Origin of the sequence: Micromonospora sp. C97, from assembly GCF_018070385.1 — a bacterium.
Taxonomy (GTDB): domain Bacteria; phylum Actinomycetota; class Actinomycetes; order Mycobacteriales; family Micromonosporaceae; genus Micromonospora; species Micromonospora parva.
The window spans coordinates 23,232-44,800 of the sequence record NZ_JAGPXU010000006.1; the positions used below are offsets into that span (position 1 = coordinate 23,232).

At 71.5% G+C, this 21,569-nt stretch carries 19 protein-coding genes and 1 pseudogene; 15 read left to right on the plus strand and 5 right to left on the minus strand.

Translation table 11 applies throughout. The annotated features are described in order from the left end of the window. Positions 1-19: 19 nt before the first annotated feature. A complete protein-coding gene (locus KBX26_RS11210; protein ID WP_051708281.1) occupies positions 20-520 on the minus strand; it encodes a roadblock/LC7 domain-containing protein in 501 nt (166 codons plus the stop codon). Between the two features lie 253 nt (positions 521-773). Between KBX26_RS11210 and KBX26_RS11215 the strand changes: the two genes are divergently transcribed. The 3 genes from KBX26_RS11215 to KBX26_RS11225 all read left to right on the plus strand — a co-directional run bounded on the left by KBX26_RS11215 (position 774) and on the right by KBX26_RS11225 (position 3,417). Continuing rightward, positions 774-1,127 carry a VOC family protein gene (locus KBX26_RS11215; protein WP_030330427.1) on the plus strand — a complete coding sequence of 118 codons (354 nt, stop codon included), beginning with the start codon at positions 774-776 and terminating at the stop codon, positions 1,125-1,127. Positions 1,128-1,287: 160 nt separating this feature from the next. Further along, positions 1,288-2,553 (plus strand): deoxyguanosinetriphosphate triphosphohydrolase, encoded by a 1,266-nt coding sequence (locus KBX26_RS11220; RefSeq protein WP_210860063.1) that lies wholly within the window; start codon positions 1,288-1,290, stop codon positions 2,551-2,553. Between the two features lie 15 nt (positions 2,554-2,568). Beyond that, a complete protein-coding gene (locus KBX26_RS11225) occupies positions 2,569-3,417 on the plus strand; it encodes a siderophore-interacting protein (protein ID WP_030330425.1) in 849 nt (282 codons plus the stop codon). An 8-nt stretch (positions 3,418-3,425) separates the two neighbouring features. Here the strand turns inward: KBX26_RS11225 and KBX26_RS11230 are convergent, their stop codons facing one another. Next, on the minus strand, positions 3,426-4,631 hold the full coding sequence (locus KBX26_RS11230) for a low temperature requirement protein A (RefSeq protein WP_156057408.1): 1,206 nt from the start codon (positions 4,629-4,631) through the stop codon (positions 3,426-3,428). Positions 4,632-4,744: 113 nt separating this feature from the next. On the opposite strand from KBX26_RS11230, the pseudogene dnaG reads away from it, so the two are divergent. After that, a pseudogene (gene dnaG, locus KBX26_RS11235) lies at positions 4,745-6,647 on the plus strand (DNA primase). After that, positions 6,648-7,184: a hypothetical protein gene (locus tag KBX26_RS11240; protein ID WP_030330422.1), complete on the plus strand. Its 537-nt coding sequence runs from the start codon at positions 6,648-6,650 to the stop codon at positions 7,182-7,184. 9 nt (positions 7,185-7,193) lie between these two features. On the opposite strand, the gene KBX26_RS11245 is transcribed toward KBX26_RS11240, so the two are convergent. Together KBX26_RS11245 and KBX26_RS11250 are read right to left on the minus strand one after the other, a co-directional pair. Continuing rightward, positions 7,194-8,213, minus strand: a complete 1,020-nt coding sequence (locus tag KBX26_RS11245; RefSeq protein WP_210865382.1) for a TAXI family TRAP transporter solute-binding subunit — start codon at positions 8,211-8,213, stop codon at positions 7,194-7,196. Further along, a complete protein-coding gene (locus KBX26_RS11250) occupies positions 8,210-10,543 on the minus strand; it encodes a TRAP transporter fused permease subunit (protein ID WP_282102189.1) in 2,334 nt (777 codons plus the stop codon). Before KBX26_RS11250 ends, KBX26_RS11245 begins: the two co-directional genes overlap by 4 nt. A 195-nt stretch (positions 10,544-10,738) precedes the next feature. Between KBX26_RS11250 and KBX26_RS11255 the strand changes: the two genes are divergently transcribed. Then, the gene (locus tag KBX26_RS11255) at positions 10,739-11,671 is read left to right on the plus strand and encodes an ABC transporter ATP-binding protein (RefSeq protein WP_210865384.1); all 933 of its coding nucleotides are present in this window, start codon (positions 10,739-10,741) and stop codon (positions 11,669-11,671) included. A 244-nt stretch (positions 11,672-11,915) separates the two neighbouring features. Beyond that, positions 11,916-12,455: a hypothetical protein gene (locus tag KBX26_RS11260; protein WP_051708274.1), complete on the plus strand. Its 540-nt coding sequence runs from the start codon at positions 11,916-11,918 to the stop codon at positions 12,453-12,455. 97 nt (positions 12,456-12,552) lie between these two features. Here the strand turns inward: KBX26_RS11260 and KBX26_RS11265 are convergent, their stop codons facing one another. After that, the gene (locus tag KBX26_RS11265; protein ID WP_030330417.1) at positions 12,553-12,789 is read right to left on the minus strand and encodes a hypothetical protein; all 237 of its coding nucleotides are present in this window, start codon (positions 12,787-12,789) and stop codon (positions 12,553-12,555) included. A 267-nt stretch (positions 12,790-13,056) separates the two neighbouring features. Here KBX26_RS11265 and KBX26_RS11270 point away from each other — a divergent pair, with 267 nt between their 5' ends. The 8 genes from KBX26_RS11270 (at position 13,057) to KBX26_RS11305 (ending at position 21,500) form a co-directional block, all read left to right on the plus strand. Beyond that, complete coding sequence (locus tag KBX26_RS11270) at positions 13,057-13,845, plus strand: helix-turn-helix transcriptional regulator (protein ID WP_210865385.1); 789 nt, start codon at positions 13,057-13,059, stop codon at positions 13,843-13,845. Then, complete coding sequence (locus KBX26_RS11275) at positions 13,836-14,027, plus strand: DUF397 domain-containing protein (protein WP_210865386.1); 192 nt, start codon at positions 13,836-13,838, stop codon at positions 14,025-14,027. The genes KBX26_RS11270 and KBX26_RS11275 overlap by 10 nt, the downstream gene beginning before the upstream one ends. A gap of 331 nt (positions 14,028-14,358) precedes the next feature. After that, positions 14,359-15,147 carry an ABC transporter permease gene (locus KBX26_RS11280; RefSeq protein WP_051708273.1) on the plus strand — a complete coding sequence of 263 codons (789 nt, stop codon included), beginning with the start codon at positions 14,359-14,361 and terminating at the stop codon, positions 15,145-15,147. A 33-nt stretch (positions 15,148-15,180) separates the two neighbouring features. Next, positions 15,181-15,990, plus strand: a complete 810-nt coding sequence (locus tag KBX26_RS11285; RefSeq protein ID WP_030330413.1) for an ABC transporter permease — start codon at positions 15,181-15,183, stop codon at positions 15,988-15,990. Between the two features lie 64 nt (positions 15,991-16,054). Beyond that, positions 16,055-17,080 (plus strand): YihY/virulence factor BrkB family protein, encoded by a 1,026-nt coding sequence (locus KBX26_RS11290; RefSeq protein WP_210859094.1) that lies wholly within the window; start codon positions 16,055-16,057, stop codon positions 17,078-17,080. Positions 17,081-17,376: 296 nt separating this feature from the next. Further along, positions 17,377-18,555 (plus strand): ROK family protein, encoded by a 1,179-nt coding sequence (locus KBX26_RS11295; RefSeq protein ID WP_030330411.1) that lies wholly within the window; start codon positions 17,377-17,379, stop codon positions 18,553-18,555. Positions 18,556-18,867: 312 nt separating this feature from the next. Next, complete coding sequence (locus KBX26_RS11300) at positions 18,868-20,376, plus strand: sugar ABC transporter ATP-binding protein (RefSeq protein ID WP_030330410.1); 1,509 nt, start codon at positions 18,868-18,870, stop codon at positions 20,374-20,376. Beyond that, a complete protein-coding gene (locus KBX26_RS11305) occupies positions 20,373-21,500 on the plus strand; it encodes an ABC transporter permease (protein ID WP_030330409.1) in 1,128 nt (375 codons plus the stop codon). The genes KBX26_RS11300 and KBX26_RS11305 overlap by 4 nt, the downstream gene beginning before the upstream one ends. Positions 21,501-21,569 lie beyond the last annotated feature (69 nt).

A 21,569-nucleotide genomic window follows, 5' to 3' on the forward strand; every position in this document is an offset into this window, starting at 1 on the left:
TCCGGGCCGCCGTCGACGCTCAGATCGGCGGGCGACGCCAGGTGGGTCGGGACGAGCGGCGCAACTGCGCCGGCAGGGTCGCCATCGGGGTACGCGTGGCCAGCGGGGCGTGCGCGTCCGGCACGGAGGTGGCGCCGATGCCCGTGCCACGGACGTCCAGGAACGATCCCGCCCGACGGGCCACCGCCCGCGCCTCCTCGTGCAACGCCTCCAGGTCCCCGACCGCCGACCCGGTGACGACTGTCAGCAGGGCGCTGCGCCCGGCCGGGTAGGTCACCACGCAACCGGTGGTGGTGCAGACCACCGACTCCCGGAACTCACAGTGCCCGACGGTGTCGGCCACCCGGTGACCGAGCCCGAAACTCGCGGCGGCGAGCGCGGCCAGATGGGTGGCGTCGGTGCGGGGCAGGTCGCTGGAGATGAGCAGCCCGTCGGTGCCGGCGAGCACCGCCCCGGCGATGTCGGGGCGGCGGTGGCGTAGCCCGCGTAGCTCCGAACCCATCACCGTGTCTGCGTCCACGAGCGTCACCCCTCATCGGTTGGCTCTGCGTGTCAGTCGCCTGGTCACGTTCCGCGCTGGGAACGCTACCGGTAGCCACTTCCGACTGCGAGCCCGTAACCCTCGGCGATCGGTTGGCAACTGGGGGCCAATCGGTGGTTGTGTGCCTTCCGTCGATGCGTCGCGGGTGCTTCGCGCGGTGGTGGCGGGCGTAATCTTGGCTCCCTCGCACACGGCCGATTGGGCGCCGCGTCGAACGGGAAGAGGTGACTGCATGACCAGTGTCTGGGAGAGCCTGACTGTCGACGCCCGCGATCCCGCCCGGCTGGCCCGCTGGTGGGCCGAGGCGCTCGGCTATCAGGTGGTCACCGAGAAGCCCGACGAGGTGGAGATCCGCCAGTCCGCCGACCGCCTGCCCGGCCTGGTCTTCGTGCCGGTCGCCGAGGGCAAGGAGCGCAAGAACCGCCTGCACCTCGACCTGCGCCCCGCCGACCAGGAAGCCGAGGTCGAGCGGCTGGTCGACATGGGCGCCCGGCACGTCGACATCGGTCAGGGCGACGTCGAGTGGACGGTGCTGGCCGACCCGGAGGGCAACGAGTTCTGCGTGCTCCGTGAGCGCGAGGAGTGAGCCGGTCTTGCGAGCCCCGCAGTCGCGAGTTGCGGAAACCCCGTGAGCGCGAGGAGTGAGCCGGTCTTGCGAGCCCCGCAGTCGCGAGTTGCGGAAACCCCGTGAGCGCGAGGAGTGAGCCGGTCTTGCGAGCCCCGCAGTCGCGAACTGCAGCGAATTGATGCGCGGAAGGGGTGACGCGGCGGACGCGCGGTTGGTCGAGGAGCCGCCCAAGGACACTGGGCACCGCCGGTCGCCGTACGAGCGCGACCGGGCCCGGGTGCTGCACTCGGCGGCGTTTCGCCGGCTGGCCACCAAGACCCAGGTGCACACCGCCGGCACTGACGACTTCCTGCGTACGCGGCTGACGCACTCGCTGGAGGTGGCCCAGATCGCGCGGGAGATGGGTGCCCGGTTGGGCTGCGACCCGGATGTGGTGGACGTGGCGGGGTTGGCGCACGATCTCGGGCACCCGCCGTTCGGGCACAACGGCGAGGCGGCGCTGGACCTGCTCGCCACGCCGTGCGGCGGGTTCGAGGGCAACGCGCAGACCCTGCGGGTGTTGACCCGCCTGGAGGCGAAGGTGCTCGCCCCGGACGGCTCGTCCGCGGGGCTGAACCTGACCCGGGCGTCGCTCGACGCGATCGGCAAGTACCCCTGGCCGCGCCGGCCGGGCGAGCGCAAGTTCGGGGTGTACGCGGACGACGCCGCCGTCTTCGACTGGATCCGGGCCGGTGCGCCGGGTGAGCGGCGCTGCCTGGAGGCCCAGGTGATGGACTGGGCCGACGATGTGGCGTACTCGGTGCACGACGTGGAGGACGGCATCCACGGTGGATACGTCACGTTGCGTCCGCTGTTGACCGACGCCGACGAGCGGGCGGCGCTCTGCGCGGACGTGGCCGCCGCCTATTCCGGGGAGTCCGCGTCGGACCTGGCCGAGGTCCTTGTCGATCTGCTGGCTGGCCCGTTGCTCGCTCCGCTCGCCGGGTACGACGGCAGCCACCGGGCGCAGGTGGCGTTGAAGGCGACCACCAGCGGGGTGACCGGGCTGTTCGTGTCCGCGGCGGTGGCTGCCACCGAGGAGCGCTTCGGTCCGGGCCCGCACCGCCGTTACGGTGCCGACCTGGTGGTGCCCCGACTGGTCCGGGCGCAGTGCGCGCTGCTCAAGGGCATCGCGCTGCGGTACGTGATGCGTCGCCGTGGCTTCCGGGGCCGCTATGAGCGGCAGCGGACGATGCTGGCCGAACTGGTCGCCGCGTTGGTCCGGCACGCCCCGGAAGGGCTCGACCCGATCTTCGCCCCGCTGTGGCGGGCCGCCCCGGACGACGCGGCCCGACTGCGGGTGGTGATCGACCAGGTGGCGTCGCTCACCGACCCGGCGGCGGTGACCTGGCACACCCGCCTGGTCGGTACTGGTGCACCCCCGACCGGCCACCAGCGAACTTAGGCTAACCTAACTGACATGACGGAACGCCCCAGGAACGTCACCTCGGCCCGGGTGCTGCGCACCGAGCGGCCCACCCCGCACCTGATCCGGCTCGTCCTCGGTGGGGACGAACTGGTCGGCCTGCCGGTGGGCGAGTTCACCGACCACTACATCAAGGTGGTGTTCCCGCAGCCGGGGGTGGCGTACCCGCAGCCGTTCGACCTCGCCGCGATCCGCCGGGACATGCCCCGGGAGCAGTGGCCCCGGCTGCGCGCGTACACGGTGCGGCGCTGGGATCCGCTGGCCGGGGAGCTGACCGTGGACGTGGTCTACCACGGCGACGAGGGGTTGGCCGGCCCGTGGGCCGCCGCGCTGCGCCCCGGCGACCCGGTGCACTTCCTCGGGCCGGGCGGCGCGTACGCCCCGGACCCGGACGCGGACTGGCATCTGCTGGTCGGTGACGAGAGCGCCCTGCCGGCGATCGCCGCCGCGTGCGAGCGCCTGCCGCTGGGCGCGCGGGCCCATGTCTTCGTGGAGATCTCCGACCCGGCGGAGGAGCAGAAGCTGCTCAGCCCGGGGGCGGTCGAGCTGACCTGGCTGCATCGCGGCGCACGCCCGGTGGGCGAGGCGCTGGTCGCGGCGGTGCGGGCGTTGGAGTTCCCGGCCGGCCAGGTGCACGCGTTCGTGCACGGCGAGGCGGCCTTCGTCCGGGAGCTGCGCCGGCTGCTGCGCGGCGAGCGGGGCGTACCCCTGGACCGGCTCTCCATTTCCGGCTACTGGCGGCGCGGTATGGACGACGAGGGCTGGCGCTCCACCAAGGCCGCCTGGAACCAGCAGGTGGCGGCCGAGGAGGCAGCGGTCCCGGCGCCGGCCGCGGCGGCCTGACGCGCCGGTCATCCCTCGGGCGTGTTCAGCTCCTGACCGGCGCGGGCGAGGCGCCGGCTGAGCAGTACGGCGTACCCGACGACCGCCAGGGAGAGCAGCGACAGCATCAGCCTCGGCTGGTGCACCGTCGTGGTGATCACGCCGACCGAGACCACCCCGTAGGCGGCGATCGCCAACCGGGCGGCGCTCGGTCGGGTCCACAGCCAGTACAGGGCGAGCCCGCAGACCGTCCAGATCACCATCGCGGCACCCAGCAGCAGCCGCAGCTCCAGCGGCAGTCGGTTGGCGTTGTCGTCGACCAGCCGGACGACCTGCCCGAGCGCCCAGCCGAGCAGCAGCAGCGCACCGCCGAGCGGAATGTGCAGGTAGCTGTACGCCTGCCCGCCGCGCAGTCGGCGCTGGGTCAGGCGGGTGGTGACGAAGGTGGTGTAGACCCACCAGACCGCCGCCGGGATCAGAAAGGCCAACGCGGCGGTGAGGATCATGTGTGGCGGGGGGTGGTCCGGCACGGCGAAGAGCAGGCTGGCCAGCGCGCTACCCAGCACGATGATGGTGAACTGGCCGATCCGTTCCGGCAGGTGCCGGTTGTCCACCGGCCAGCGGTTGAGCCAGCGCACCCCGACCCAGGGGGTGGCCAGCTCGATCACCATCGCGACGATCCACAGCACCGGGCGCAGCTCGATGGGCGCGGCCAGCGACACCAGCCAGAGCGTCCAGCCCGACCCGAAACCGATCAGATAGACCGTCGTGACCATCCGGGCCATCGGGCTGGTGGGACGGGCGCGCAGGTACAGCAGGAGCAGCACGCCCCGCACGATCAGGTACCCGACCGGCAGGAGCACGCTCTCCGGCACCTCGTCGACGCCGAGGGTCATCGCGCCCGCGCCGACCAACGCGACGAGCACCAGCACCCGGTGCAGCGCGTCGTCCGGGTCGAAGCGGGTGTCGTAGTAGACCTGCCCCATCCAGGCCCACTGGACCACCACGAAGAGCCCGATCACGGCCAGCACCGCCCTCGGCGACGGGCTCGGTTCGTCGCCCAGCCGGGCCACCACCGCCGCCAGCGCGTACACGAAGATGAGGTCGAGGAAGAGTTCCAACCAGGTGGCGTGCCGATGCCCGGCCTCGTCCGCACCCGGGGTCTGGTCGGGTAGCCCGACCAGACCGGCCAGCCATCTCGGCAGGCGGAGGGCTTGGGTCCGTACCCGGCGCATCTGGTCATGGTCCCCGCGCGGACCCGGCTCGCGGGTCGGAACCGCCCAGCCGGCAGCGGCCGCCGCCACACCGGCGTCCCCCGGCCGGCGTGTCGTCGGTCCGGCAGGGCAGGATGTACGGGGAGGGGGTGGCGAATGGCTGGGCGGATCCGGGACGAGGACATCGCACTGGTCCGGGAACGCACCTCGATCGGGGATGTGATCTCCGAGACGGTCACCCTGAAGTCCGCCGGCGGCGGCAACCTCAAGGGCCTGTGCCCGTTCCACGACGAGAAGAGTCCGTCGTTCAACGTGTCTCCGGCCCGCAACGTCTGGTACTGCTTCGGCTGCGGGGCCGGCGGGGACGCGATCAAGTTCCTGATGGACGCGGACCACCTCAGCTTCGTGGAGTCCGTCGAGCGGCTGGCCGGCCGCGCCGGCATCCAACTGCGCTACGTCGAGGACGACAAGGGCACCCCGCGGCCCCGCCCGCAGCAGGGTCAGCGGCAGCGTCTGGTCGCCGCGCACGCCGCCGCCGTCGAGTTCTACCGGGCGCAGCTCGGCACCGCCGGGGCCCGGCCGGCCCGGGAGTTCCTGGCCCGACGGGGCTTCGACCGGGCCGCCGCCGAGCGCTACGGCTGTGGGTTCGCGCCGGACGGGTGGGACCTGCTCACCAAGCACCTGCGCCAGCAGGGCTTCACCCACCAGGAGCTGGTCACCGCCGGGTTGTCCCGGGAGGCCCGCTCCGGCACCCTGATCGACCGGTTCCGCCGCCGGCTGCTCTGGCCGATCCGCGACCTCGCCGGTGACGTGATCGGCTTCGGGGCGCGCAAGCTCTTCGACGACGACGACGGCCCGAAGTACCTGAACACCCCCGAGACGCCGATCTACAAGAAGTCGCACGTGCTCTACGGCATCGACCAGGCCAAACGGGAGATCGCCAAGCAGGGGCGGGCGGTGATCGTCGAGGGTTACACCGACGTGATGGCCTGTCACCTGGCCGGGGTGACCACGGCGGTGGCGACCTGCGGCACCGCGTTCGCCGCGGACCACATCTCGGTGCTGCGGCGGCTCCTGTTCGACAGCGACGAGGTGGCCGGCGAGATCATCTTCACCTTCGACGGCGACGCCGCCGGGCAGAAGGCCGCGCTGCGCGCCTTCGAGGACGATCAGCGTTTCGTCGGGCGCACCTTCATCGCGGTCAGCCCGGACAACATGGACCCGTGCGATCTGCGGCTGGCCAAGGGCGACCTGGCGGTGCGGGACCTGGTCGCCCGCCGCGAACCGCTCGTCGACTTCGCGCTGCGCCACGTGATCGGTCGCTTCGACCTGGACACCGTGGACGGCCGGGTCGAGGCGATGCGGCACGCCGCGCCGCTGGTGGCCCGCCTCAAGGACCGGGAGAAGCGCCCGGAGTACGTGCGCAAGCTCGCCATGGACCTCGGCATGGAGATCGAGCCGGTGCAGCGGGCGGTGCTCGCCGCCGGCAACACCGCGTCGCCCGGCACCCGCGACGCCGCCCCCGCCGGCCGGCCCACCTCGGCCCGCCCCGAGCCGGCAGTGGACAGCCCACAGTCGATGGTCGAGCGGGAGTCGCTCAAACTCGCCCTCCAGCAGCCGGTCCTGGCCGGGCCGATGTTCGACGCGGTGGAGGCCACCGAATACCGCCACCCGGTGCACGTCGCGGTGCGTACGGCCATCGCCGCGGCCGGTGGTGCCGCGTCGGCGACCGGCGGCGCGGTCTGGATCGAGTCGGTCCGCGACGCCTGCGACGACCTGGCGGCAGCGGCGCTGGTCGGTGAGTTGGCCGTCGAACCGCTGCGGATCGACGGCGAACCGGACCCGCGCTACGTGTCGATCACCATGGCCCGGGTGCAGTTCGGGTCGGTGACCGGCCGGATCCGGGACCTCAAGTCACGCATCCAACGGATCAACCCGGTCAACAACAAGGACGAGTACTTCGCCGCCTTCGGTGAGCTGCTGTCCCTGGAGCAGCACGCCCGGGCGCTGCGCGAGCAGGCTGCGGGAGGCCTCTAGATGGGACTGTTCAGCCGTAAGCCGAAGCTGCCGCCGGCCGACCGGCCGCCGCTGACCTCCGACGAGCGGGTGCTGGCCTGGGCGGCCGCCGGCAACGGCGAGGGCGACGGGGTGGTGGTCGCCACCAACCTCGGGTTGTGGCTGCCCGGTCGGGGGCAGCGGCTCGGCTGGCACACCATCCTCAAGGCGGTCTGGTCCGGCCGGGAGCTGACCGTCACACCCGCCGAGCCCGTCGCCGAGCGGGACGGCTACACGGTGGTCGTCGACGGTCCGGCGGAGACGTACCTGCTGCTCGACCCGGGAGAGCTGCCGCACCAGGTGCGGGCCCGGGTGACCCGCTCGGTCGCGTACACCGAGCACCAGCCGGTGCCCGGCGGCGCGGCGCGGGTCGCGGCCCGGCGCGTGGCCGGGGTCGACGGTCTGACCTGGACGGTCCGACTCGACCCCGGCACTGCGGCGGACGACGAGGCCCTTTTCGCCGAGACCGACCGGCTGGTCGCCGTGGCCCGCGCCGCCACCGCGCCGGCCGACGTCTGAGCGGCCGGGTCAGCTCGCGCCGAGGTCCTTCAGCGCCTTCTCCGCGCCGCGGTGCAGCGGCACCGGCAGGGTCCTGCGGGCCCTCTCCAGCGAGATCCCCTTGGCCGCCGGGTTGGCCTGGGCCAGCGCGTCGCGCTTGTCGAACACCGTCCGGGTGATCGCGCAGGCGACGTTGGCGTCCAGGTCCTTGCGGACCAACAGCACGTTGGGTACGACGATGGTCGGGGTGTCGGTGGCCGTGCCGTACGCGTCCCGCCCGATCGTGCCTTCCTGGTAGCCGGGGCTCAGCGCGGCCATCTTCGGCAGCAACGGCGAGAGGTCGACGAACTTCACCGAGTCGCCGGCCGTGGTGAACAGGTCGGTGAGCCCTCCGGTGGGCAGACCGCCGGACCAGAAGAAGCCGTCGACGCTGCCGTCCTTGATTCCCTCGACAGTCTTGGTCAGGTCCAGTCGCTGCGCTCGGACGTCCTTCGCCGGGTCGAGGCCGGCGGCCTCCAACAGCCGGTTGGCGATCACCTCGGTGCCGGACTTCGGCGAGCCGGTGGAGATCCGCTTGCCCCGCATGTCGGCCACCGAGGTGATCCCGGAGTCGTTGCGGACCACCACCTGCGTGTAGTTGTCGTAGATGCGGGCCAGCGCCTGCACCGGCTGCGGCGCGGAGAAGCTGCCCTTGCCCTCGACCGCGTTGACCGCCGTGTCGAACAGCGAGAACGCCACGTCGTACTGGCCGCCGACGAGCTGCTCGACGTTCTGCACCGACGCGCCGGTCTCGGCGGCGGTGCCGGTGAGCTTGCCACCGGTCGCCCCGGACAACTGCCCGGCCAGGGCGTTGCCGACCACGTAGTAGACGCCTGTCGCGTTGCCGGTGGCGATGCCGACGCGGGTCTCCTTGGTCACCTCGCAGGTGACCTCACTGGCCGCGTCGTCAGTGGCCGCACCGCCCTGCTGACCTCCGCACCCCGCGGCGCCGACCGCGACGAGGGCGAGCACGCTCAGGCTCGCGGCGAGCCGTACGTCGATTCGTCTCACAGTTGTTCCTCCACAGGATCGGACGGTTGTCGGTCGGCGGACCGGTGTCGCAGGAACACACCCGCTGCCGCGACGGCGGCCAGCGTCGCGCCGACGGTGACCGGAACGGGTTCGAGCCAGAGCAGTGTGACGCCGGCGAGGACGCCCAGCAGCCGTTCCGGGGCGCCGACCGGCCCCACGCCGGGCAGCCAACCACCGGCGGCGACGGCGAGCACGGCCACGCTGAGCGCGGTGACCACGGCGGCGAAGGCGATGCGCCCGACGCCACCGATGCCGAGCAGACCGAGCCCGGCCGGCGTGATGACGAAGGCGATCGGGGTCAGGTACGCCGGCAACGCGTACCGCAGGGTCTGCCACATGGTGGGCACCAGCCGGCCGCCGGTGACCGCGGCGGCGGCCACCGCGGCGAGCGCGGTCGGTGGGGACACCTCGGACAGCACCGCGAAGTAGAAGACGAACATCGCCGCAGCCGGCGCGGTGACGCCCAGGTCGAGCAGCGCCGGGCCGACGATCACCCAACCGATCACGAACGACGCGGTGACCGGCACGGCCAGGCCCAGCAGGCTGAGCGCGAGGGCGGCGAGCAGCGCGGTGAGCACCAGCACCAGCGTCGGATCCGACGTGGCCGCCTTCGCCCCGCCGATCAGCAGCGCCGCCGCCTGCGGCCCCAGGCCGGTCTTCGTGGTGGTCGCCGTGATGATGCCGGCGGCGGCGCAGACGGCGGTGACGGCGAGGACGCCGCGTACGCCGGTGACGAGCGCTGTCACCAGCCTGCCCGGGGTGAGCCGGTGCGTGCGGTCCAGGAAGGAGAGCGCGACGGCCAGAACGGTGGCGAACACGACCGCCCTCGTCGCGGACATTCCCATCGCGAGGAACACGATGATGGCGATCAGCGAGGCGAAGTGGTAGCCGAACCGGCCCAGCAGACGCCAGGGCGAGCCGACGTCGACCACCACCGGGCGTACGCCGGAGCGGCGGGCGTCGATCTCCACGGCGAGCAGGATGCCGAGGTAGTAGAGCACCGTCGGCACTGTTGCCCAGCCCAGCACCTGAAGGTACGAGACGCCCAGGTACTCGGCGATGATGAACGCCGCCGCGCCCAGGGTCGGCGGGGAGAGGATGGCGCCCACACCGGCCGCGGCCAGCATGCCGCCGGCCCGCTCCGGTGGGTAGCCGGCGCGGCGCAGCAGCGGCCAGGTGACCGCGCCGATGCTCACCGTCGTCGCCGCCCCGGAGCCGGAGACGGTGCCGAGCAGGAAGCCGGAGGCGACAGCGGTCCGGCCGGCGGCGGTACGCGAGCGCCGGAACGCCGCGGCCGACAGGTCGACGAAGAACCGCCCGGCCCCGGACAGGTCCAGCACCGCGCCGTAGATGGTGAACAGCACGATGTACGAGGCGGCCACGTCGAGTGGTGTGCCGTAGAAGCCGCTGTCGGAGTTGTAGAACGCGTCGACCAGTTGACTGAAGTCCAGCCCGGCGTGCGCGACCGGCCAGGACTGCGGCAGCAACCCGCCGTAGTAGCCGTAGCCGAGGAACACCAGGCAGATGGCGGGCAGGATCCAACCGGTGGTCCGTCGACAGGCTTCGAGCAGCAGGAGCAGCAGGACGGTGCCCAGCACCAGATCCGTCGGCGACAGCAGACCCTGTCGGTCGAGGAACGCGTTGTAGCCGCCGCCACCGTCGCCGATCCGGATCGGCACGATGGGGTAGAGGCAGGCCGCGACGGCCAGGGCGACGAGCACCCAGTCGGTCACTGTGGGCCGCGTCGACGCGGGTCGCCGCCGGATGCGGAGGCGGGCCGGCAATCGCAGGTCGGCCGGGTAGGCGAGGAAGACCAGCGGAAGGACGCCGGCCAGGAAGATGATCAGGTAATACTTGCTGCCCTGCGACAGGGGCTGGAACACCTGCCACAGGGCGAGCGCGCCGACCGCCAGCGCCGCGATGGTGAGAAGCAGCCCGGTCGGCCCGGAGAGCACCCGGCCCGGCTTCTCGTCCTCGAACTGGGCGGCCAGGTCCCGAGTCGCCTGCTCGGCGACGTCCGGCCCGGCCTGGTCGGGCTTGCCCGGATCAGGGTCGGCCTGGTCGGGCCTGGCCTGGTCGGGTTTGCTCGGGTCGGGCCTGGCCTGGCCTGGCTTGCCTGCGTCGGGCTCGGTCTGGTCGGGCCTGGCCTGGTCGGGCTTGCCTGCGTCGGGCTCGGCCTGGTCGGGCCTGGTCGCCGGGCTGGTGGGCGAGCTGGTGCCGTCGGATTCGGCGGGTTCCGCCGGCCCGGCTCCCGGTCGTGGTCGGGGTGGCCTGCCGCCGGGGCGCGCCGCGCTCTTGTCGGCGGGCAAGTTGGCTGGTCGGGTAGGTGACGACGAACCATCGGGCGAGCTGATGGGCGACACAGGGGGACGATACACGTCGATCAGCTGACGGGTGGGGCATCGATCGGCGTTTCCCCACCGCCGGCACCGGCACCGGCGCTACCGGCCAGTGCGGACGTATGTGCGTGGAGGTCTGTCGGACCCGGCGGTTAGTGTCGGGCGGTGACTTCGGGGCGACCACTGATTCAGGCTCGTGGGCTGGTGAAGCGGTTCGGCGATTTCACCGCCGTGGCCGGCATCGATGTCGAGGTCCGCTCGGGTGAGGCGTTCGGCTTCCTCGGGCCCAACGGCGCGGGCAAGTCGTCCACCATGCGGATGGTCGGCTGCATCTCCCCGCCCAGCGGTGGCAAGCTGCGCATCCTCGACATGGATCCGGTGGCTGACGGGCCGGCGATCCGCGCGCGCCTCGGGGTGTGCCCGCAACTGGACAATCTCGACCCGGAGCTGACCGTCCGGGAAAACCTGACCGTCTACGCCCGCTACTTCGGCATCTCCCGCCGGACGGCTCGGGAGCGGGCCGCCGAGCTGCTCGACTTCGTCCAGCTCACCGAGCGGGCCGACAGCAAGGTCGAGCCGCTGTCCGGTGGCATGAAACGTCGACTGACCATCGCCCGCGCGCTGGTCAACGACCCGGAGATCGTGCTGCTCGACGAGCCGACGACCGGGCTCGACCCGCAGGCCCGGCACCTGGTGTGGGAGCGGCTGTTCCGGCTCAAGCAGCAGGGCGTCACGCTGGTGCTCACCACGCACTACATGGACGAGGCCGAGCAGCTCTGTGACCGGTTGGTGGTGATGGACGGCGGGCGGATCGTCGCGGAGGGCTCGCCCCGGGCGTTGATCGAGCAGCACTCGACCCGCGAGGTGGTCGAGCTGCGCTTCGCCGCCGAGTCGCAGGAGCCCTTCGCCGGCAAGCTCGACGGGCTGGGGGAGCGGGTCGAGGTGTTGCCCGACCGGGTCCTGCTCTACGTGCCCGACGGTGACGCGGCGGTCGCCGAGGTCGCCGCGTTGGGGCTCCAGCCGGCGAACGTGCTGGTCCGGCGCAGCGGCCTGGAGGATGTCTTCCTGCATCTGACCGGCCGCACCCTGGTCGACTGAGCACCCACGGCTGATCGGCCGCACCCTGGTCGACTGACCGCCCACCCCTGATCGCTGCCAGCTCGGCCGCGACATCTCCGGCGTACCGACGCGGACTCGCCAAGATCCACTCGGCTTTCTGAAAGTCGGGGTGACGCGGCGGGCCCGACAGCCCGATTTCCGGAAACCCGAGTCGATCAAGGAACGGGCGGGGAGTGGGCCGCCGTAAGGTGACCGGCGGTATGCCGTATCCCGAAGGAGCTTCATGTCCGATCTGGTGACCGCCAACCGACGTCAGGCCGGGCTCACCGCCCTCTACCTCGGCTTCTTCGCGATGGTCTGGTTCAGTGTGCCGGCGGCGGAGCAACCGCTGCGCGCCCTGCTCGTGGTGGGAAGCATCGCCGCGTTGCTCACCGCCGTGCTGGGCGGCGTGTTGTCCGCCCGACTCCGGGGGGCCGGCAGCCCCCGGGACCGGGCAGCCGACCGCCCGTACCTGCTCATCGTCGTCGCCGAGTTCGCCGCCGCCGGGCTGGGTGCCGCCGTGCTGGTCGCCGCCGACTGGTCCGAGTACGTTCCGGTGCTGGTCTGCCTGGTGGTCGGTCTGCACTTCTTCCCACTCGCGCCGCTGCTGCGCGACCCGCTGCTTCGCCCGCTCGGTGGGGCGCTGTGCCTGGTGGCGGCGGCCGGGCTCGGCATCGCCCTCGCCTCGGCGGTCTCCGCCGGTCTGGTGGTCGGCGTCGGCGCGGGAGTGCTGCTGCTCGGTTACGCCGTGCAGGCGCTGGTCCGCGCGTACCGACCGGCCTGACCGGTGGCGGCCGTCGAGGTCGACCCGTTCGGATCGTTGGCAGCTCAGCAGCAACCGTTGCCGCGTGTCGCGCTGCTGAGCTGCCAACGATCACCGCTCAGCGGGCTCTGGCCCAGGTGAGGAACCGGTCGCACAGCCGGTCGTTGTCGACCTGGCCGGCGAGGTCCCCGGCCGCCTCGTGGTGCACAGTGGCGAGGTAGATGAGCAGGCTGATCCGGTCCTCGCGGTACTCGCCGAGCAGCGCCAGACGGGCCGGCGAGCAGGGCCACGCCGCACCGCAGACCCGGCAGCGCCAGGACGGCCGGGCCGCCACGTGCGGGCGGTACCGGGGCATCAGTGCCCGCCACCGTCATGAGTCGACCGGGTCAGTGGCACGAGGGAACCTCCGTCGGGTGGGTGGGAGCGCCCCGGATCGGGGGGTCACAGGGCGCTCCCGGCCTGGTTCCGCCCGCCGTCCGATCCCGTGAGCGGTTCCGCTGCGTGACAGTCTGCTGAGGATCCGACTACGGTGGGAGGTTCCGCACGCCGACGACCAGCGCGTACGGCGGCCGGCCCGGCACGGTACGAGGATGTACGGGGGTTGTCCGTGGAGAGTTCGTCCATGCTGGAGCACTTCGCCGAGGAGCTGCGGCTGGCCCGGGCCGCCAGTGGCATGTCGCAGACGGCGCTGGCCGAGGCGCTGAGCTATTCCGGGGCGCTGGTCGCCAAGGTGGAGACGTCCGAGCGGCGGCCGAGTCTCGACTTCGCCCGCCGGTGTGACGCCGTGTTCTCAGCTGACGGTCGGTTCGAACGCATCCAGCGGCGGATCAGCCGCGAGGCCGTGGTGCCGTGGTTCCGCGACTGGGCCGCCATCGAGCAGGAGACAACCGCACTTCGGTGGTTCGAGCCGGTCTACGTGCCCGGCCTGGTGCAGACCGAGGGCTACGCGCGCGCCATCCTGGCCGGTGCCGGGCTGTTCGCTGCGGACGAGGTCGAACAGCAGGTGACCGCCCGACTCGACCGGCAGGGCGTGCTCACCCGCACCCGGCCGCCGCTGCTCACTGCCGTCATCGACGAGTACGCGCTGCGCCGCCACGTCGGCGGGCCGGAGGTGATGCGCGAGCAGTTGCGCCACCTGGTGAAGCTCAGCTCGGCCCTGCCCCGGGTCCGAATCCAGGTCGTGCCGCTCTCCGCCGGTGCGTACGCTGGGCTCGACGGACCCTTCGTGATCGCCACGGCAGCCAGCGGCGAGGATGTCGTCTTCCTCGACGGGCAGCGCCACGGGCAGGTGATCGACCGAGTCGAGTACGTGCGGCAGATGGTCGAGGTGTGGGAGTCGATCCGGGGTGAGGCACTATCGCAGCAGCAGTCCCTCGACCTGATCGCGGAAGTGGCGGAGACATGGAGCTGACCGGCGCCCGGTGGCGCAAGAGCACCCGCAGCAACGGCAGCGGCGGTGCCTGTGTGGAGGTTGCCGACAACATTCCTGGTGTGGTCGCCGTTCGCGACTCCAAGGACCCGGGCGGCCCGGTGCTCGTCTTCACGCCTGGCGCGTGGCGGGCGTTCGTCGGGTCCGACCCCGTCGGCCGGTAGGTGGCGGTCGTCGCTCCGATCGGTTCCGCGGCCGAACTCGGGTGGACGCTGGCCGGAGGGAGTTCCCGATACCGGTCGACGCCGTCGGCACCGACCCGTCTCGGGTGCGGGTCGCCCCGCTGATCGACTCGACTTTCAGGAAGTCGGGCCGACCCGCGGCCGTTGACACCCCGACTTCTTGAAACCCGAGTTGATCAACGAGCGGGCCTCGAGTGGCGCGCGGCGAAACCCGGGCGACACGTCGGCGGGCCCGTCGTAGGGTGACCGGCGGTCTGTCGTACCCCAGGGGTAGACAGGTCGTGGTGGACGACGCGGTGGGCGGGGTGATCGGGTGAGTGTGGCGGGATCGGCGCGGTTCCCCTGGGTGCCGGCGTACGCGGTGTTCGAGCACTACCTGGTGGGTCTGCGACGCACCTGGCGGGCCGGGGTGTTCTCCTCGTTCCTGCTGCCGGTGCTGACCGTGCTCGGCTTCGGGCTGGGCGTCGGCGCCTACATCGACCAGGGCGTCGGCGGGGTGCGTTACCTCGACTGGCTGGTCCCCGGGCTGATCGCCTCGACCGCGCTCCAGGTGACCGTCGGCGACTCCACCTGGCCGGTGTTCAGCAACTTCCAGTGGGTCAAGACCTACTTCGCGCAGGGCGCTTCGCCGCTGCGGGTGGGTGACATCGTGGCCGGGCACCTGGCTTTCGTGCTGTTCCGGGTGCTCACCACCATCGCGGCGTTCCTGCTGGTCACCGGGGTGTTCGGGGCGTTGCGCTCGCCGTGGGCGGTGGCCACCCTGCCGGTGGTGGCGTTGCTCGGGCTGGCCGTCGCCGCGCCGACCTTCGCGTACGCCGCGTCGGTGTCGAGCGACAACTGGCTGGCGATGCTGTTCCGGTTCGCGGTCATTCCGATGACGCTCTTCGCCGGGGTGTTCTTCCCGGTCGAGTCGTTGCCCGACGCGCTGCGCTGGCTGGCGTACGTGACGCCGTTGTGGCACGCCGTGGACCTGTGCCGGGCGGCCACGCTCGGTGTCGCCCCGCAGTGGTCGATCGTCGGGCACCTGCTCTACCTGGCCGCTTGGGCGATCGCCGGCTGGTTGCTGGCGGTGCGCGCGTTCCGCCGCAAGCTCGTCGTCTGAACAGCAACCCGAAGAGCGAGCAGAGAGGGTGTCGTGGTCACGCTGATCCTGCCCCGGCTGGTCGACGTCTCCGCCGCGTCCCGGCGGTCGGCGTCGGTGCTCGGGCGCAACGTCGCGGCGCTGAAGTCGGTCTACTGGCTGCTGCTGCTCTCCGGCTTCGTGGAGCCGCTGCTCTACCTGCTCTCCATCGGGGTGGGCGTCGGAGCGCTCGTCGGCGACCTGCCGCTGCCCGACGGGCGGCTGGTCTCGTACGCCGAGTTCGTGGCCCCGGCGATGCTCGCCGCCTCGGCGATGACCGGGGCGCTCGCGGAGACCACCTTCAACTTCTTCGGCAAGATGAAGTACATGAAGCTGTACGACGGGATGATCGCCACCCCGGTACGGCCGTTCGAGATCGCCGTGGGCGAGTTGGGTTGGGCGATGCTGCGGGGCGGCGCCTACTCGGCGGCGTTCCTCGGGGTGATGGTCGCCCTGGATCTGACCAGCGTCGCCCGCGCGCTGACCGCCCTCCCGGCCGCGGTGCTGGTCGGGTTCGCGTTCGGGGCGCTCGGCATGACGATCGCCACCCTGATGCGCAGCTGGCAGGATTTCGACCTGATGGGCTCCGCGCAGTTCACCCTCTTCCTCTTCTCCGGCACCTTCGTGCCGGCGCAGGCCTATCCGACGGTGCTGCACTGGCTCGTCGAGATCACCCCGCTGTACCGCTCGGTGCACCTGATCCGCGGGGTCACGCTGGGCAGCGGCGGCTGGCTCTGGCTGCTCGACGTGCTCTACCTGCTGGCGATGGTGGTGCTCGGCCTGCTGGTGGCTTCCCGGCGAATGGCCAGGTTGCTCTACACCTAGGGGTTATCCGCGCCCGTCGACGGGGCATGACCGGAGGTGACACCACCGACCAGGAGGAGGGGCGATGGCCTCGGACGAGTCTTCCGCCCAGCGCGAGCGTGATCGCGATCGGGCCACCACGCCCGTTGGCCCCGACGCGGGCCCGGACAGCCCCACCGACCTGCCCGGCAGTGGCTGGAAGGCGGCCTTCCGCCGAACGATCACCGAGTTCCAGGACGACAGCCTGACCGACTGGGCGGCGGCACTGACGTACTACGGGGTGCTGTCCATCTTCCCCGGCGTGCTGGTGCTGATCTCCCTGCTCGGCCTGCTCGGCGAGAGCGCGACGGAGGGCGTCAAGGACACCGTCAACCAGGCGGTGCCGAACGACAGCATCCAGAAGATCATCGAGGGCGCGATCGACACCGCGGGCCGCAACGGTGGCCTGGCCAGCATCGCCGCGATCGTCGGTCTGCTGGCCGCGTTCTGGTCGGCCTCCGGTTACATCGGCGCGTTCATGCGTGCCTCCAACACCATCTACGACGTGCCGGAGGGGCGACCGATCTGGAAGACGCTGCCGATCCGGCTCGGCGTGACGGCGGTGATCGGGGTGCTGCTGCTGGCCAGCGCGGTGATCGTGGTCTTCACCGGCCGCCTGGCCGAATCGGTCGGTGACGTGATCGGGGTCGGCTCGACGGCGGTGGCGGTGTGGGACGTCGCCAAGTGGCCGGTGCTGCTGGTCCTGGTCAGCCTGATGTTCGCGATCCTCTACTGGGCCTCGCCCAACGCGCGGCACGGCGGCTTCCGCTGGGTCAGCCCGGGCGGGGTGCTGGCCGTGGTGATCTGGTTGGTGATCTCCGGCCTGTTCGCCTTCTACGTGAGCAACTTCGGTTCGTACGACAAGACGTACGGGACGCTGGCCGGCGTGATCATCTTCCTGGTCTGGTTGTGGCTGAGCAACATCGCGATCCTGCTGGGGGCGGAGTTCGACGCGGAGTTGGAACGCGGTCGCGCGATCTCCGCCGGCCACCCGGTGGACGACGAGCCGTACGTCGAGCTGCGCGACGATCGCAAGCTCCGCAAGAAGCGCAACTCCGCCGGCCGCCGCTGACGGCCCAGCGCCAGGAGCCGGGCCAGCACAGGCCAGCAGAGCGCCAATCGCCCCGCCACCCGAGGATCGGCTGGCGGGGCGATTGCATGTCTGTCGATGAAACTGGCGGCGAGGGGTCGCAGGCCGTCCGTGATCCTTTCCTTGATCGACTAGTAGCTTTTGTTCTTTCGGACAAAAGTTGGTCTCGGAACGGTTGAAGCTCTGGACAGGCGGCGCTGAACGCTCTTACTGTGTCGGACACAACACATCGGCATTGCGTCGATGTGAACGCTGCCAATGAAGAGGGGGCCTCCCCGGTGCGTACCGTCGACCCCCTGCACGTGCGACTGTTGCGGTTGCTCCGCGACGAGGGGGCCGTGTCCCGCGCCGAGCTGGGCGACCGCCTCCAGATGCCGCGTCCACGCATGCTGGCCGAGCTGGACCGCCTGGTGGCGTTGGGTTACGTCGCCGAGGCGGGGCTCGCCGCGTCCCGAGGTGGGCGTCGCTCGACGCTCGTCGAGTTGAACCCGAAGCTGCGCTTCGCCGCCGTCGACCTCGGCGCCAGTTCGATGGACGTCGAGGTGGTCAACGGTCGCCTCGAACCGGTGGCCCACTACGCCGAGGCGGCGGACATCCGCAACGGCCCGAAGGTGACCCTGCAACGGGTCAACGAGCTGCTGCACAAGGCCCGGGTCGACGGCGCGTACGAGCGACTGGACGCGGTGGGCATCGGCGTACCCGGCCCGGTCAGCTTCCGTGACGGCGTGCCGGTCTCACCGCCGATCATGCCGGGCTGGGACCGGTTCCCGGTGCGTGAACTGCTCAGCCGGGAGCACGGCTGCCCGGCGGTCGTCGACAACGACGTCAACATCATGGCGATCGGCGAGCGGCACGGCGGTGTCGCCCACTCGGTGGACGACTTCCTCTTCGTGAAGATCGGCACCGGCGTCGGGTGCGGCATCTACCTCACCGGCGAGGTCTACCGGGGCACCGACGGCTGTGCCGGCGACATCGGCCACATCCAGGTCGACTCACACGGTCCGATGTGCTCGTGCGGCAACGTCGGCTGCCTGGAGGCGCTGTTCAGCGGCGCCGCGCTGGCCAAGGACGCGGCGGCCGCCGCCCGCAGTGGCACGTCGCCGGCGCTCGCCGAGCGATTGGCCCTGCGTGGTGTGGTGACCGCCCTGGACGTCGCCGAGGGCGCCGTCGAGGGCGACCTGACCTGCATCCAGTTGATCCGCGACGGCGGACGGCGGGTCGGCGGCGTGCTCGCCGGCCTGGTCAGCTTCACCAACCCGTCGATGATCGTGATCGGCGGCGGGCTGGCCCAGCTGGGTCACATCCTGCTCGCCGAGATCCGCAGCGTGGTCTACCGCCGGTCGCTGCCGCTGGCCACCGGCAACCTTCCCGTCGTCCTGTCCGAGCTGGGCGGCCGGGCCGGTGTCACCGGCGCGGCGGTGCTCGCGAGCGACGTCGCCTTCGGGGAAGCCTCGTGAGCGCGAGGAGTGAGCCGGGTTTGCGAGCCCCGCAGTCGCGAACAGCGGCCGGCATCGTGAGCGCGAGGAGTGAGCCGGGTTTGCGAGCCCCGCAGTCGCGAACAGCGGCCGGCATCGTGAGCGCGAGGAGTGAGCCGGGTTTGCGAGCCCCGCAGTCGCGAACAGAGGCCGGCACAGTGAGCTGTTCGAGATTCCGTCGTGAGCGAGGAGGAGACTGTGGCCCTGCCCGAGGATGACCCCGCCACCGCGTCGGCCGAGGCCGTCGCCGAGGCGCCGCTGGTCGAGGCTCCCGCCGACACCGTCGCGGGCGAGGTGGTCCTGCGCCTCACCGATCTGGTCAAGACCTTCCCTGGCGTACGCGCGCTCGACGGCGTGCAGCTGGAGGTGCGTGCCGGCGAGGTGCACTGCCTGCTCGGGCAGAACGGCGCCGGCAAGTCCACCCTCATCAAGGTGCTCGCCGGGGTGCACCAACCGGATTCCGGGCTGGTGGAGTGGCGCGGTGAGCCGACCACGTTCGCCAACCCGCAGGCGGCCATGAAGGCCGGCATCGCCACGATCTACCAGGAGCTTGACCTGGTCGAGGACCTGTCGGTGGCGGAGAACGCCTTCCTCGGGCACGAGTACCGCCGCTTCGGGTTCGTCCGGCGCGGCCGGATGGCCCGGCACACCCGGCAGATCCTCAGCCGGCTCGGCCACGGTGAGATTCCGCCGGGGCGCATGGTCAGGTCCCTGCCGGCGGCGGGCAAGCAGATCGTCAGCATGGCCCGGGCGCTGTCGCACGAGGCCCGACTGATCATCATGGACGAGCCGAGCGCGGTGCTGGCCCACGACGAGGTCGGCAACCTGTTCCGGATCATCCGCGAGCTGACCGCGCAGGGCATCGCCGTCATCTACATCTCCCACCGGCTGGAGGAGATCCGCGAGATCGGCGACCGGGTCACCGTACTCAAGGACGGCCGGACCACGGCGGCGAACCTGCCGGCGCGCGACACCCCGACCCGCGACCTGGTGAGCCGGATGACCGGCCGCACCATCGAGTACGTCTTCCCGGACCGGCCGGCCGACGACCCGGCGGGTGCCGACCTGCTCCAGGTGGAGGGGTTGACCCGCGAGGGCGAGTTCGCCGACGTCTCGCTGAACGTGCGCGCCGGGGAGATCGTGGGCATCGCGGGGCTGGTCGGCTCCGGTCGTTCCGAGCTGCTGGAGACGATCTACGGTGCCCGCCTGCCGGAGGCCGGCACGGTGCGGATGGACGGCAAGGTCCTGCGGCCCGGCGTCGGCGCTGCGGTTCGCGCCGGCATGGGGATGGCGCCGGAGGAACGTAAGAGCCAGGCGTTGCTGCTCGGCGAGCCGATCTACCGCAACGTCACGCTGGCCACCTTCGGCCGGTACGCGCGGCTCGGCTTCACCAACGCGGCCAAGGAACGCGCCGAGGCGGACCGGATCGCCGAGACCCTGGAGCTGCGGCCCCGCGACGTCGACCGGCCGGTCCGCACCCTGTCCGGCGGCAACCAGCAGAAGGTGGTGGTGGGGCGGTGGCTGCTCGGCGGCACCAAACTGCTGCTTCTCGACGAGCCGACCCGGGGTGTGGACGTGGGCGCCCGGGCTGAGCTCTACCAGGTCATCCGGGCGTTGGCCGCTCAGGGCGTCGGGGTGCTGCTGGTCTCCAGCGAGGTGCCCGAGGTGCTGGGTCTGGCCGACCGGGTGCTGGTGATGCGGGAAGGGCGGGTCGTCCGCGAAGCCGCGGCCGGCGAACTCGACGAGAACACTGTGCTTGACCTCGTGATGGCGGGGTCCTTGATGGAAGGCGCACCGGCATGAGCGACGCGACTCCCACTCCCACCGCGACACCGGAGCGCCCGCAGCTTCCGGCACAGTCGCCGCCGGTGGACCCGGCGGAGACTGCGGTGGCCAGCGACAAAGCATCCTCCGGGGGGAAGCTCTCCTGGTGGCGGGGTGACGGCGGCGACGGCGCGAAGCGCAACCTCGGTCTGATCGGGGTGCTGGCCGCGCTCATCGTGGTCGGCGCGGTCACCAAGCCCGACCTGTACGGCGACCCGAACTGGGTCTGGAACAACGTGCTGGCCATCCTCCAGTTGGCCTCCGTCGTCGGCGTGGTCACGGTCGGGATGACCTTCGTGATCATCGGTGGTGGTATCGACCTGTCGGTCGGTGCGATCGTCGCGCTGGCCGGGGTCTGGTGCACCACTGTGGCCACCCAGAGCTACGGCGCCGGCGGCATGATCTTCACCGCCCTGGTGGTCGGCATCTGCGTCGGCCTGGTCAACGGTGTGCTCATCTCGTACGGGCGGCTGGTGCCCTTCATCGCGACGCTGGCGATGCTGGTGGCCGCGCGCGGCCTCGCCGCGTCGATCTCCAACAAGCAGACCCAGGTGTCGAGCAGCACCTTCATCAACGACATCGCGGCGCGCAAGGTGATCGGCATCCCGATCCTCGTCTACATCCTCGGCGCGGTGGTGCTGGCCGGGTGGGTGGTGCTCAACCGGACGACCTTCGGCCGGCGGACCATCGCCGTCGGCGGCAACCCGGAGGCGGCCCGGTTGGCCGGCATCAACGTCCGGCGGCACACCATGCTGCTCTACGCGCTCTCCGGTCTCTGCTGCGGCATCGCCGCCATCATGCTCACCTCGCAGGCCACCTCGGCGCAGGCGGCGATGGCCAACCTGTACGAGTTGGACGCGATCGCCGCGGCGATCATCGGCGGGACGTTGCTCAGCGGCGGCCGGGGCACGATCGTCGGCTCGCTGCTCGGCGTCATCATCTTCGCCACGATCACGAACCTCTTCGCCATCAACGGCCTCTCCATCGAGGCCCAGAACATGGTCAAGGGCGGCATCATCGTCGCCGCCGTCCTGGTCCAGCAGTTCCAGTTCAAGTCCGTCACTCGGCTCCTCGCGCGGAACAGGGTCACCACCGCAACCTGACGCACCGCACCGTTGTCCTGGCGACGTCGAGATCTTCGACGGTGGCCGGGGCCCGCACACCCTCACAAA